The sequence below is a fragment of the Scopulibacillus cellulosilyticus genome (assembly GCF_042665295.1).
Taxonomy (GTDB): Bacteria; Bacillota; Bacilli; order Bacillales; family Sporolactobacillaceae; genus Scopulibacillus_A; species Scopulibacillus_A cellulosilyticus.
Window position 1 is genome coordinate 332,763 of record NZ_JBHTCO010000004.1, and the last position, 14,030, is coordinate 346,792.

The 14,030-nt window shown below is 39.6% G+C and carries 12 protein-coding genes; 7 read left to right on the forward strand and 5 right to left on the reverse strand.

Annotated features, from left to right (window positions below; genetic code table 11):
- The first annotated feature begins 22 nt into the window (after positions 1-22).
- From menC to fumC, 4 genes are all read left to right on the forward strand, one after another.
- The gene (gene menC / locus ACFQRG_RS04790; RefSeq protein ID WP_380964259.1) at positions 23-1,144 is read left to right on the forward strand and encodes an o-succinylbenzoate synthase; all 1,122 of its coding nucleotides are present in this window, start codon (positions 23-25) and stop codon (positions 1,142-1,144) included.
- A 136-nt stretch (positions 1,145-1,280) separates the two neighbouring features.
- Positions 1,281-2,405, forward strand: a complete 1,125-nt coding sequence (locus tag ACFQRG_RS04795) for a M20 family metallopeptidase (protein ID WP_380964261.1) — start codon at positions 1,281-1,283, stop codon at positions 2,403-2,405.
- Between the two features lie 187 nt (positions 2,406-2,592).
- Complete coding sequence (locus tag ACFQRG_RS04800) at positions 2,593-4,299, forward strand: adenine deaminase (RefSeq protein WP_380964264.1); 1,707 nt, start codon at positions 2,593-2,595, stop codon at positions 4,297-4,299.
- A 224-nt stretch (positions 4,300-4,523) separates the two neighbouring features.
- Positions 4,524-5,912, forward strand: coding sequence for a class II fumarate hydratase (gene fumC, locus ACFQRG_RS04805; protein WP_380964267.1), 1,389 nt, complete (start codon positions 4,524-4,526; stop codon positions 5,910-5,912).
- Positions 5,913-5,958: 46 nt separating this feature from the next.
- Here fumC and ACFQRG_RS04810 read toward each other — a convergent pair whose 3' ends face one another.
- From ACFQRG_RS04810 to ACFQRG_RS04830, 5 genes are all read right to left on the reverse strand, one after another.
- Positions 5,959-6,270 carry a MerR family transcriptional regulator gene (locus tag ACFQRG_RS04810; protein WP_380964269.1) on the reverse strand — a complete coding sequence of 104 codons (312 nt, stop codon included), beginning with the start codon at positions 6,268-6,270 and terminating at the stop codon, positions 5,959-5,961.
- A 2-nt stretch (positions 6,271-6,272) separates the two neighbouring features.
- Positions 6,273-7,574: an ammonium transporter gene (locus ACFQRG_RS04815; RefSeq protein ID WP_380964272.1), complete on the reverse strand. Its 1,302-nt coding sequence runs from the start codon at positions 7,572-7,574 to the stop codon at positions 6,273-6,275.
- 198 nt (positions 7,575-7,772) lie between these two features.
- A complete protein-coding gene (locus ACFQRG_RS04820) occupies positions 7,773-8,936 on the reverse strand; it encodes an iron-containing alcohol dehydrogenase (protein WP_380964275.1) in 1,164 nt (387 codons plus the stop codon).
- Positions 8,937-9,239: 303 nt separating this feature from the next.
- Positions 9,240-9,644, reverse strand: a complete 405-nt coding sequence (locus ACFQRG_RS04825) for a MarR family winged helix-turn-helix transcriptional regulator (RefSeq protein ID WP_380964278.1) — start codon at positions 9,642-9,644, stop codon at positions 9,240-9,242.
- A 124-nt stretch (positions 9,645-9,768) separates the two neighbouring features.
- The gene (locus ACFQRG_RS04830; RefSeq protein WP_380964281.1) at positions 9,769-10,710 is read right to left on the reverse strand and encodes a DMT family transporter; all 942 of its coding nucleotides are present in this window, start codon (positions 10,708-10,710) and stop codon (positions 9,769-9,771) included.
- A gap of 136 nt (positions 10,711-10,846) precedes the next feature.
- Between ACFQRG_RS04830 and pdxR the strand changes: the two genes are divergently transcribed.
- The 3 genes from pdxR (at position 10,847) to ACFQRG_RS04845 (ending at position 14,027) form a co-directional block, all read left to right on the forward strand.
- On the forward strand, positions 10,847-12,247 hold the full coding sequence (gene pdxR / locus ACFQRG_RS04835; RefSeq protein ID WP_380964284.1) for a MocR-like pyridoxine biosynthesis transcription factor PdxR: 1,401 nt from the start codon (positions 10,847-10,849) through the stop codon (positions 12,245-12,247).
- Between the two features lie 199 nt (positions 12,248-12,446).
- Positions 12,447-12,911, forward strand: a complete 465-nt coding sequence (locus ACFQRG_RS04840) for a CBS domain-containing protein (protein WP_380964287.1) — start codon at positions 12,447-12,449, stop codon at positions 12,909-12,911.
- Positions 12,912-13,100: 189 nt separating this feature from the next.
- The gene (locus ACFQRG_RS04845; RefSeq protein ID WP_380964290.1) at positions 13,101-14,027 is read left to right on the forward strand and encodes a phosphate ABC transporter substrate-binding protein; all 927 of its coding nucleotides are present in this window, start codon (positions 13,101-13,103) and stop codon (positions 14,025-14,027) included.
- The last annotated feature ends 3 nt before the right edge of the window (positions 14,028-14,030 follow it).

The following is a 14,030-nucleotide window of genomic DNA, read 5'->3' on the forward strand; positions in this document are numbered from 1 at the left end:
AAATCTTTTAGGGGGGGTCCACATGTTTATAGAAAAAGTCACTATGCGGCAGATGAAGATGATATTAAAATCGCCATTCCAGACCAGTTTTGGGACACAATTAGAAAGGGAGTTTATATTAACAGAGGTACAAGCTGACGGCTTAACAGGCTATGGGGAATGCGTTGTTTCAAAAGATCCTCTATATAACGAAGAAACAGTTGGTACGGCCTGGCATATACTCGAACAATTTTTAATCCCGATGGTGCTTGAACAAGCGGAATTTTCTCATCCTGATGAGGCAGGACAGCTTTTTTCGCCGATTCGCCGCAATAACATGGCTAAGTCAGCCATTGAGGGAGCGATATGGGACTTATATGCTAAACAGCAGAATCTCCCGCTTGCCAAAGCCCTTGGCGGTACAAAGGATAAAATTGAGGTTGGGATAAGCATCGGGATAGAGGAAGACATTAATCAATTGTTCCGCAATGTCGAAAATTATATAGAACAAGGTTACCGGAGATTCAAATTTAAAATAAAACCGGGTAAAGATGTTGAAATAATCCGTGCTTTGCGCAGCCGTTTTGGTGATATTCCGATGATGGCGGATGCTAATTCAGCTTATACATTAAACGATATGGATACTTTAAAAGAATTAGATTACTTTAATTTGATGATGATTGAACAGCCTCTCGCACATGATGATATCATCGATCATGCCAAGCTTCAAAAACAGCTGAAAACACCGGTTTGCTTAGATGAGAGTATTCATTCATGTGAGGATGCCCGTAAGGCAATTGAACTAGGCAGCACCCGGATCATTAATATTAAAATCGGCAGGGTAGGCGGTTTATCAGAGGCAAAACGCATTCATGACTTATGCCGGGAGAAGGGAGTTCCCGTCTGGTGCGGGGGCATGTTGGAATCAGGTATTGGGCGCGCTCACAATATCGCGATGACTTCACTGCCAAACTTTATATTGCCGGGGGACACGGCTGCCTCTTCCCGTTATTGGTATGAAGATGTCATTTCTCCAGAAGTAACAGTAAACAAAGATGGTACTATCGATATTCCGTTATCTCCGGGAATCGGTTATCAACCGAAGCCTGAATTATTGGATAAATATACTGTAAAACAAAGGGAATTTGTAAGGACAAATAAATAAAGAAATAAAAGACTGTTTTGTTTTACTATCAAAAAGTATATCTTGCCAACGAAGAAGCAAGACCGATGCAGCTGCCAAGTTTTCTTTATTGAGTAAAGAGTTTTAGAATTAAAAATTTAATGAAAGGATGTCCATTATGGATAGGATGTTAGATTACTTACAGAAAAATAAAAACAATATTTTATCTGATTTGGAAAAACTAGTAAGAGCGGAATCGCCGTCTGATGATAAAAAACATGTTGATCGGTGCGGTGCAGTATTGCGTGAACTTTTTCAAAAACATTTAAACATAGAAGCCGAGGTTATTTCTCAAGAAAAAGCCGGTAATGATTTGCGTTTTACCTATGGTGAAGGGGAGTCGCAAATTTTAATTCTTGCTCACTTCGATACCGTTTGGGATGTAGGAAGACTTTCATTTCATGTTGAAGACGGCAAAGCATACGGCCCGGGTATCTTAGATATGAAAGGCGGCATTATTCAATCGCTCTGGGCATTAAAAGCATGCCGGGTATTAAATTTGCCGTTGAATAAAAAAATCGTATTTCTTTGTACGAGTGATGAAGAGGTGGGCAGTACTGCATCTCGTGAACTGATTGAACAGGAAGCATTAAAGAGTGAAGCGGTTCTCGTTCCTGAGCCTGCGGTCGCAAAAAGCGGTGCACTTAAAACATCCCGTAAAGGGGTGGGGCAATTCAAAATTATTATCAAAGGGAAAGCATCACATGCAGGCAACCATCCTGAAGATGGTATCAGTGCGGTGGAAGAGATGGCTCACCAAATATTATACTTGCATTCTTTAAACGACTACGAAAAAGGAACTACGATTAATGCTGGTATAACACATGGCGGGAGCCGGGTCAATGTTGTTGCGGAACGCGCGGAAATTGACGTGGATGCGAGGGTTTCAAGCATGCAGGAAGGTGAGCGTATTTCTCACCTTATCCACGATATCAAACCTCATCTTAAGGGGACAACGGTCAAAGTCTTAGGGGATATAGAACGGCCGCCAATGGTAAAAACTAAAAAAACAGAACAACTGTTTCAAATCGCTCAATCTTGCGCAAAAGAACTTGGCATTCAATTAAAAGAAGAAAAAGTCGGCGGAGGCAGCGATGGGAATTTCACTTCAGCGCTCGGAATTCCAACATTGGACGGATTGGGTTCGGTCGGCGAAGGACCGCACGCGGAATATGAACATATTTTGATTGATCAGCTTCCTGTCAGATCAGCGCTGATGGCAAAATTATTAGTGAACCTATAATATTTAGAAGAAGTCTCCTTTTTAATTAATGCAAAACTGTTAAATGTTAAAGAGATGAATTAAACTAGAAAAAGAGCCTTTAAGGTTAATAAGGCTCTTTTTCGTTTACATGGAATATTCAAATAAGTTATGTTAGAAGATGTTATAGATAATTAAATATAAAAAGTGGTTTAAAAAGGAGAAAATCATGAACATAGATCTGTTTATAAAAAATGTTAAGGTATATAATCATTCATTCAAAAAATTCATTCAAGGAAATGTGGCGATTTCCGCTGGTAAATTCTTTTACATAGGTAAAAAAGATATGAATGCATTTGAACCCAAAGAAGTGATTGATGGAAAAGGCCGGTTTATGATTCCGGGATTGATTGACATCCATTTACATATTGAAAGCACAATGGTAACCCCAAGCACTTTCTCCTATGGGATTATAAAAAACGGTGTAACGACAATAGTCGCTGAACCGCACGAGATGGCTAATGTTTTCGGTATTCGCGGTATTCAAGAAATGATAGATAAAAGTGATCATTGTACTGCAGATATATTATATGGTATCCCCAGCTCAGTACCTGCCACGCAATTTGAGACAACAGGCGGAGCCATTGATATTATGGAAATTGATGAATTAGCAAAAAATGAAAGCGTAGCTTGCCTTGGTGAAATTATGGATTATATGGATGTGATCACTAAGCCGGATTGTAAAACAAACCGAATTGTCCGGCATGTCAAAAATAATTACCCGCATCTGCCAATCGAGGGGCATTGTCCAAAATTAATGGATGAGGATTTAAGCCGGTTTATTTTTGCCGGAATTGATTCAGACCACACCCACCAAACAATTGAGGGTATGGAAGAAAGAATCCGGCTTGGCATGTTTATAGAAATACAAGAAAAATCGATGACCCCGGAAATTATTCAACACTTAGTTGAACATGATTACGGTGAGCACTTTTGTTTTGTCACAGATGACGTTATGCCTGATTCATTTGTCGATCAAGGGCATTTAAATCATATTGTAAGAAAGGCTATTAAAATGGGAATGAAACCCGAGGACGCTATTTATGCAAGTACGGTCACGCCAGCTAAACGAATGAGGCTTTACGATAGAGGGATGATTGCCCCGAACAAAATTGCGGATTTTTTATTGGTAAACGATATTCAATCTTTAGACATTGATCAAGTATTTAAAAATGGTATTAAAGTTTACGATTACAAGGAAAAATACGAACAAGAATTCCAATCTAAACAATTTCCAGCCGACTTTTATGAAAGCATAAAATTGGCGCCTTTAAATACGGAAGATCTAAATATTAAAGCGCCGGTTAATAATGGCAATGTCTCATGCAGGATCATGACTATATCTGACGGCAGTACTTTTACAAAAGAGAAAATTGCCGATTTACAAGTAATAAACAGCCAATTAGATTGGGAAAATAGTCCATTTTGCTTAATCGGGGTCTTTGAAAGATATGGGATAAACGGAAATAAAGCGCTGGGATTAGTTGGCGGCGATACAATTAAAAGAGGAGCGATCGCAACAACATACTCTCATGACAATCATAACCTCTTGGTTGTCGGAAAAAACAAAGAAGACATCATACTTGCTGCCAACACGGTCATCGAAAACCAAGGCGGTTACTGTGTTGTCGAAAATGGCAAGGTTTTATCCTTTCTTAAGCTGCCGGTCGGCGGGATTTTATCAGAAGAGCCGTTAGAACAAATTGCCGCTGAAATGAAAAAACTTCGCCAAGCAATGAAGGGGTTAGGATACAAGCATTATAATCCAATTATGTCATTCAGCACCCAATCATTACCTGTCAGCCCTGAACTTAAAATAACTGATCTTGGCCTCGTAAAGGTAAATGAAAGTAAAGTCGTTGATTTATTTGTATGAGCCGGGGTTAAAAATCCTCGCTTATGGAAGTCTCACTTTATGAATCAACAAAAGTTTCACCGACCTGCGCTGCACCACCCCTAAGACCCCTCACAGCGCCATCAAATAATTTTTGACATGATTTGCAAAACGTATGATAATAGTGATGGTAGATGACAGCGGTTTCCCGTCAATGTCATAGTAATATTAGAAACTGTGGTTATAGTACAAGGGAGGACTCAGGAATGGATTACAGAATTGAAAAAGATACGCTTGGCGAAGTAAAGGTACCGGCGGATAAGCTGTGGGCTGCGCAAACCCAACGCAGTAAAAACAATTTCAAAATCGGCTGGGAAAAAATGCCCCTTCAAGTTGTTAAAGCCTTTGCTATTTTGAAAAAGAGCGCAGCGCTTGCAAATAAAAAACTTGGTAAGTTAGATGCAGAAAAAGCAGATGCTATTGTACAAGCGGCCAACGAAATTATTGAAGGCAAGTGGGATGATCAATTTCCGCTTGTTGTTTGGCAAACCGGCAGCGGAACCCAATCTAACATGAACGTTAACGAAGTGATTGCAAACCGTTCAAACCAAATCTTGAAAGAAAAAAACAGTGAAGCGCGTGTTCACCCTAACGACGATGTCAATAAATCGCAAAGCTCAAACGACACGTTCCCGACGGCTATGCATGTAGCTGCTGTCCTGGCTGTTGAAGATGATCTTGTCCCTGCGCTTCATAAATTAAGAAACACTTTAAAAGAAAAAGAAGAAGCTTTCCAAGATATTATTAAAATTGGCAGAACACACCTTCAAGACGCCACGCCATTAACGCTTGGCCAAGAAATCAGCGGCTGGCGCACAATGCTTGACAAAATTGATACAATGCTAAAAGAATCAACTGAGCATATGAAGGAACTGGCGATCGGCGGAACTGCTGTAGGCACAGGTCTTAATGCCCATCCGGAATTCGGTAAAATGACGGCTGAAGAAATTTCCGGTATCACAGGAAAAACCTTCACTTCTGCAGAAAATAAATTCCATGCATTGACAAGCCATGATGAAATTGTTGCCGTTCATGGCGTATTAAAAGGTCTTGCGGCGGATCTTATGAAAATTGCCAACGATGTCAGATGGCTGGCAAGCGGTCCTCGCTGCGGCATCGGCGAAATTACTATACCAGCTAATGAACCTGGAAGCTCGATCATGCCAGGCAAAGTTAACCCGACTCAATCCGAAGCTGTGACAATGGTTGCTGCTCAAGTAATGGGTAACGATGCAACAATCGGTTTTGCAGCAAGCCAAGGCAACTTTGAATTGAATGTTTTTAAACCTGTCATCAGCTACAACTTCTTACAATCCGTTCGATTGCTTTCTGATGCTATGGTATCCTTTAATGACCATTGTGCAGTAGGCATTGAGCCTGATAAAGAAAAAATTGATCATTACTTGCACAATTCATTAATGTTAGTTACAGCCCTTAATCCGCATATCGGTTATGAAAATTCGGCTAAAATCGCTAAAACAGCTCACGCTGACGGCTCAACTTTAAAAGAAGCCGCCGTTAAAACAGGCATTTTAACTGAAGAGCAATTTGAAGAAATGGTTAAACCGGAGGAAATGACCGGTCCTAAAGCATAATTAATATAAAACAGGTTATCAAGGGAATTTCCTTGATAACCTGTTTTTATTTTCTCAAATGAAATTGTGAATTAATTTGTCCGCGGATCATCTTTTTCAGTTCATCTCTGGATTGGCCTTTCTGCTTTTTCAATTCTTGCCTAATTTCAAACGTTTGTACACCTTCCTCTCTTTTATTGGCAATATCCACTAATGTTTCAACATCAGCAAATGAATATTTTCGAGTGCCGCGTTCGGTTCGTTCTGGAAAAATTAATTTTCGTTCCTCATAATATCTGATTTGCCTTAGAGAGAGACCGGTTAATTCGCTGACAATACCGATAGATATGACTTTTTTATTTTTATAAGAGTCAGCCATACTTATTGTGCCGCCTCTTCAAATACTTGTGATTGAGCTGATTTTTCAAATTTGTGCTTGTGAAAGGCTTCAGGATAACCGTAACTGCCATGTGTACTGATATCAAGACCGATCATTTCTTCCCTTTTTGATACACGTAATCCTTTTAAAATACCCTTCATAATTTTCAAGATGATATATGAAATAGCGAAAGCGTACACGCCTGCGGCTGCAACACCAAGAATCTGGATGGCTAACTGTGAGAATCCGCCGCCATAAAAGAGTCCTGCTTTCCCTATTCCAACAGTCGCTGCAAGTTTAGGCGCTGCAAAAAATCCTGTTGAAATTGTTCCCCAAATGCCAGGGGTGCCATGAACGGAAAGGGCGAATATCGGGTCATCAATTTTTATTTTTTCAAAGAATTTCATACTGTAAACAACGATGATTCCTGAAACCAAACCAATGATAACGGCAGCCCAAGTTTCCACAAAGGCGCATGAAGCAGTTATCGCAACTAAACCGGCGAGAGCGCCATTCAGCATTGTCGGAATGTCAGCTTTACGAGAGTGCAACCAGGAAATGAATAAGGAGCTGATTGCGCCGGCTGCAGCTGCTGCGTTTGTATTTAAGGCAATAAATCCAAAGAAGCTATCTTTAACAGTAATAGTACTTCCCGCATTAAATCCAAACCAGCCGATCCATAAAATTAAGACGCCCAAAGCGGTAAACACTTGGTTGTGCCCATGAATTTGATTGGCAGACCCATCTTTATTAAACTTTCCGATTCTTGGCTTAAGGACGATCGTTCCGGCAAATGCGGCCATCGCGCCGGTTAAATGTACGACCGTGGAGCCGGCAAAATCTTGCTGCTCTAAAGTTGATAACCATCCTTTTCCCCAAATCCAATGGGCGATAACAGGATAAACCAAAATAGAGAATAGAACAGCAAAAATAATATAAACTGACAGCTTGCCCCGCTCAGCAAATCCGCCTAAAGCGATTGTCAGCGAAATACCCGCGAACGCCAGTTGAAATAAAAAATAAACGGCACCTGAAACTTCCAAACCTTTTATATCATAGCCGGAGTAAAAGAAATCCGATAATCCAATGACGGCATTCCCATGTCCGAAAATAAAACCATAACCTATTGCCCAAAAAGCAAGTGAAGCTATGCCAAAGGTAAAGATTGTTTTTCCGGCAATATGACCGGCATTCTTCATTCTTGTCGACCCGGCTTCAAGTAAAATAAAACCGCCTTGCATTAAAATAACCAAAATAGCAGCTAACATCACCCACAAACTGTTCATCAGAAAAATCGTATTCAATAGAAACGCTCCCCTCAGTGAACCAAAATTATGATGTGAATATATCTAACATCAATTGTTAATTAAATTATACAATTATTTTTATTTATTTAAATTATTATGTAAGATTATCTTACATAATAATTTGACTCAATATGAAAAACGTGTTTGGCGAAAATACCAAACACGTTTTGTAAAGGGGATTTTGTAAAGTCAATGTTAAATTCCTTTATAAGCCTGTTCAAGAATGGCTAAGTAATCATCGGCCGTAACAGTTCTAACATTACTTGGGGTCGAGCCATTCTGCATCGCCAGTTCAACAATGCGCGGAAAATCTTTTTTCTGAACGCCGGGAAGATCCTTTAACTTAGGGATATTAAGGTTTTCTGTAAAGGCTGTGACACCGTTAATTAGTTTTTCAATCGCAATGTCATCTGAATCTGAGTCTTTCGCAAACCTCATATAACGTGCTATCTTTGCATGCATCGGTCGATTTTCTGTACTGTTGAATCGTAATACATAGGGTAAAAAAACTGAATTTGCAACACCATGAGGCGTATCATAAAGTCCGCCAAGCGCTTCAGCCAGGCAGTGCACGGCCGCTACATCTGCTGAGCCAAAACATAAGCCCGCTAGTAAGCTCCCTTTGAGCATGGCATAACGAGCCTCTTCGTTTTGTCCGTCTTTATATGCGATAGGCAATGCTGAAACAATTGTTTGCATGGCGCTTGCCCCAAGCGCTTGAGAAATTGGATTGGTGATTTTGCATGTATAACCTTCGATTGCATGGACTAATGCGTCAACACCAGTAGCAGCAGTAACAGAAGCAGGGACGCTGTAAGTTAATTCGGGATCAAGGACAGCAAGAGCTGGCCGCAATAGGGCATGTTTAAGCGTCATTTTCCGATGGGTTGCCGCCTCAGTGATAACCGAAGACCTGGTGACTTCTGAACCTGTTCCTGCGGTGGTTGGTACACAAATAATCGGTGCAATATTTGTATACTCGCGCCTGCCATCCACATAATCAGCAGGAGTTCCGCCATTCGGACCGCAAAGCGCGATGGCTTTGCCTGTATCCATAGCACTTCCTCCGCCAATAGCTACAACAGCTTCCGCCTTTATATCATTAAACTGTGCAGCACCAGTGATACAGTCCGTATCACGCGGATTTGGCGCAAGAGAGTCGAATATGGATACGCGATATCCAGAAGATTCCAAGCGGGTTTGGATCGGATCGATCAATCCTGCGCGTATAACGCCAGGGTCCGAGACAAGCAGAATCGATGATCCTATCCCAAGGGAATTGAGCATTTCCGGCAGCTCCATCGTTTTTCCTGTCCCCATTTCAATTTTCGTCGGACAATAGTAGTTAAAGGACTTCATTTATAATTCCTCCCATTACAATAACTGAATAAGTATTTATCTACGTACGTTTAATAGCGCTTACATTAATTATACAAGAAATACTGCCGTTCCGTTTAAAAAAACGGGTATAAATAAACAGACTTTCTGAAATTTCAAGGGTCATTTTGGGATATCATTAGTATTAACAAAATGAATCTTTTTCCTAAGAAGAAAACGATTAATGATTTATTAAAAAGAGCAGAATTAAGCATGTTTTAAAAAAGTATAAAAGAAGACAGGACACTTAAGAATTCAAGTTACCGTCTTCAACAAATCATTTTATTATTCCAGCATTTTTTCAGACAAGCGTAAAAAAATGGCTATTTCTTCTTCTGTTAATTTATCAAAAAATTTGTGTTTTGTTTTACTCCGTGTTTGAATAAAACTGTCTATAAAAGAACGTCCTTTCTTAGAAAGATCAAGACGGACAACTCTTCTGTCATCATCACAACGTTTCCGTTCTATAAAATCTGTCGTTTTAATCATTCGATCTGAAAGAGAGGTAACAGCGCCAAGCGTGATATCCAATTTTTCAGCAAGATCAGACATCCGTAAGGGACCATTTCTATAAAGGGTTTCTAACAATTGAGTTTGCGTACCAAATAAACTAAAGTTAAACTCGTTGCGGACATTTCTATCCATTTGACGAACGAGTTTTATAAATGCTGAAATATTGTAATTTGTCATAACGTCCCCCTTAGTTAAATTTTACATTTCTATAGTACAAAAGTATTTTATTTATGTAAACTTTTTTGCGTTATAAGTAAATTTAAAATGCAGAGCTCCGGGCTAGGGGCTCTGCATTTCGGTGTTAGTGTTCCAAATGGGTGACATTATTTGATTTTCGCCGTAAAGGATGTCTTAATTTGATTGGTTTTACTGACAATAAAATCACCGTTACTACAATGAAAAAACCGCCAATTAATTGAAATAAGCCGAAAGACACATGCAGCCAAATGACAGATACAAATGTGGCAGCCAATGGTTCCGCGCAAGATAAGATGCTTGTTTCGGTTGGGGTAATAAATTTTAAGCTTTCGAGATAAAGGAAGTAACCGGCTAACGTACCGAACCCGATAATAAAGATTAAAGCTAATAATGAAGGTATTGACCATTCGGATATTTTTACCTGCCATGGCGGATTAAACAAACCTTCAGCAAAACCTCCAATAAATAACCCCCATCCGACAGTTAGCGCTGATCCCCACTGCTTCATAAACTTCTTAGGGTATAGCGTATAAAAAGCAAGGGCTGCAGCCGAAATGATACCCCAGAGAATGCCGGCAACTGATAAAGACAAACTGTTAATAGAGCCATTGGTAATTAATAAATACATTCCGCACAAAGCAATGAAAAGGGCAAGCATTTCTATGAATGTTGGCATGCGTTTTTTTTGAAAAGCTAAGAAGACAGCAATAATAATCGGTGCTAAATATTGAAATAAAGTGGCTGTAACAGCATTTCCGGTGCCGATAGCTGCCATATTAGTGTATTGAACGCCTAAGTTGCCAAGAATACCGATGAGAATGACTTGCAGCAAGCTTTTTTTATCTTTAAAAATCAGCCATATATTTATTTTTCTAGAGAGAATGATCAACATGACCAGGCCTGATACCATCAAACGGACTGTAGACAGCCAACCTACAGTAAAATGAACTTGCGATGATAACCACTGGGTTAAAGCTGCTGTTATCCCCCAAAAGGCAGCACCAGTGATAATATAAATAAAACCTAAGTAACGTTTGTTAGTCATAGAGACCACTCCTTTCCATTGTTTTTCAGAAACCTTTAGTTGTTCTACGGAAATATTATATGAACTAACTGATACCTTAGAAAGGTTCAGATATGATATTATTTATGGTATCAGATATTGATTGGAGGAGCGGGTAATGATTGAATTAACACCACGGCTTGATGAAACAAAAGCAGATCCTTTATACATCCAGCTTTATGACTATATTAGAGAGGAAATCCAAGCGGGAAGAATTGTTGCCGGAACACGTCTGCCTTCAAAAAGAAAGCTGGCAAATCATTTACGGATCAGCCTTAACACGATTGATGCTGCTTACCAGCAGTTATCAGCTGAAGGATATATTGATGCTCTGCCGAGGAAAGGGTTTTTCGCGCGGGAAATTGATGAAGGATCGATCATACCGCAAACAGCGGATCAGGGCCTAATAGGAATTAAAAAGCCGGAAAAGCGAATCTATCGTTATGATTTCAGTCATTCTGAAATTGATTTGGACCATTTCCCTTATTCAACCTGGAGACGGTTGATGGACGAATGTATCAGACCGGAGCATAAGGAATTGCTGAAAATTGGCGACCCTCAAGGTGAATGGGAGTTACGATGTGAAATATCAAAATATCTATATCAATCGAGAGGTGTTAAATGTCTGCCTGATCAAATAGTCATAGGTGCAGGCAGTCAAAACACAATGGGGCTGCTTGGAAGGCTTCTTTGCCGGACTTGCGTCTATGCCATAGAAGACCCCGGCTATATTCGGATAAGACCAGTCTTAGAAAGTCTTGGGGCTGAAATTAAGGATATACCGTTGGATAAGGAAGGATTGACTGTATCAATACTTGAACAAACTGATGTCAAAATAACCTATGTGACGCCATCACACCAATTTCCGACTGGAACGATTATGCCAATTGGTCGTCGACTGCAATTATTAAATTGGTCAGAGGAGAAAGAGGACCGTTATATTATAGAAGATGATTATGATAGTGAATTTAGATATAAAGGTAAACCGATACCTGCATTGAAAAGTCTTGAATCAGGAGAAAATGTCATTTATATGGGGACATTTTCTAAGGCGCTTCTGCCTTCTCTTAGAATGAGTTATATCGTTTTGCCTGAACGGCTGCTTAACTTCTACGAACAAAACAAACATCATTATAAACAGGCGGTTTCCCGTATTGAACAGAGAGCCGTGCAGCTTTTTATGGAAAGAGGTCATTGGGAAAAGCACCTCAATAAAATGAGAAATGTTTACAAAAAGAAACAAGAAGCTCTTTTATCTGCCCTGGAAAAATGTATGGAAGGTCAATATGAAGTTATCGGAGAAAACTCGGGCTTACACATACTATTAAAAGTTAACAATGGGATGTCTGAAAAGGAACTTATAGAGTCAGCGAAGGAACAAAGCGTCAAAGTCTATCCGACGTCTATTTATTATTCGACAGCGGAGCCGCCTGAATCAATTGTTTTGTTAGGGTTTGCGGGTCTTTCAGAAAAGGATATTAAGGCTGCCATCCATTTATTAGCCGAGACATGGTTTTGATATGCTTTTTTAAAATAGGCAAAATTCCATAATTATCACTGGATTTTTGAGCTATTCTCAATTACCGGTGATATAATAAATATATAAGAAAAAAGTCTCACTTTATTTCATAAAAGATTGTCCGATGATTGTTAGCTTTCTAGTGATTTTCAAATGATGGTCTTGTTTTGAAGTAAAAAGCATAAAGGGAGTGATATTCTTGAAGGTCAGAGATTTCATGATAACAGATGTGATTTATGTAAAAAAAGACGAGACCGTTCGGCAATTGTTAAGAAAACTTGTAACTCACAAAATTGGCGGTGTGCCAGTACTGGACGATGAGCACAAGCTGCTTGGCATGATCAGTGACGGCGATGTGGTACGTGCACTGGCTAATAATAAGCAGCAAACAACTTTTGACTTTTATTCAATGATTATTAGACTTGAAAAGACAGAGCTCAAAACTTCAGTCAAAAGGAAGATGGATTGGACAGTAGACAAGGTGATGACGAAGCGGAAGCTGTATTACGTTAACCCAGATGACGACTTTGAAGAGGTGCTGAATATTCTTTCTAAGCATCATTTTAAGAAAATACCGGTGATTAATCCGGCTGGCAGGGTAGTTGGTGTTATCAGCCGCGGCGATGTGATTCGTTTTATCAGTCAACAAATTACCGAAGAATGATTTTTATTAACGTTTTTAAAACCTTAGTTCAACGTGTTTATGGACTAAGGTTTTTGTTTGCCTATAAACAAAAATAGTAACCCATAACAATTGATCTTTACAAAGTCTTTACACTGCCTTTATATGATATTAACTATTTTCTTATAATCTAAAACTGTAAAATACAAAGACAGTTTTAGAGGGGGAAAAATGATGAAGATCAAAAGTTGGATGTCAGCAGCACTTGTTATTATGTTGATAGCTTTTACAGTCGGATGTGGAAAGAGTACAGATTCAACAAACACTGCAAGTACAAAGTCAGCTGACACAGAGAGTAAATCTGGCGGAGATTTATCAGGTAAATTGACAATCGGCGGTTCAACAGCTTTACAGCCATTAGCTGCCGCTGCCGCAAAAGAATTTATGAATCTGCATCCAGGAGTGCAAATCCAGGTGCAAGGCGGGGGAAGCGGTACGGGGCTTAGCCAAGCAGCAAAAGGAAACTTGGATATCGGTATGTCGGATTACTTTGCTGATGCAGAAAAAGATATTTCAGCTGAAAATTTAGAAGATCATAAAGTCGCTGTTGTTGGTATGACAGCAGCAGTTAATCCAAAAACAGGTGTGACTAATCTCTCAAAGGATGAGCTGAAGAAAGTCTTTACAGGCAAGGTTCATGATTGGTCAGAAGTTGGCGGTAAAAAAGGAAAAATTACGCTTGTAAACAGACCGGATGGTTCCGGCACACGGGCAACATTCGACCAATTTGCTTTAGATAATGCGACTCCGGCAGAAGGAATTACTCAAGATTCTTCAAATACGGTTAGTAAAATCATTTCTGATACACCGGGAGCCATTGGTTATCTTGCCCTATCTTACTTTAATAATCATTCAGTTACAAAGTTAAGCATTGATGGCGTGAAAGCGACGGAAGATAACGTAACTTCCGGAAAATTTCCTGTATGGGCTTATGAACACATGTATACAAAGGGCAAACCTAATCAGTTAGAACAAGCATTTCTCAAATTTATGATGAGTGAAGAAGTTCAAGACAAACTTGTTCCTGCTCAAGGATATATTTCGGTAGCTAAAATGAATGTTGAACGAAATGCCGAAGGAAAGACGACAAAGAAATAGCCG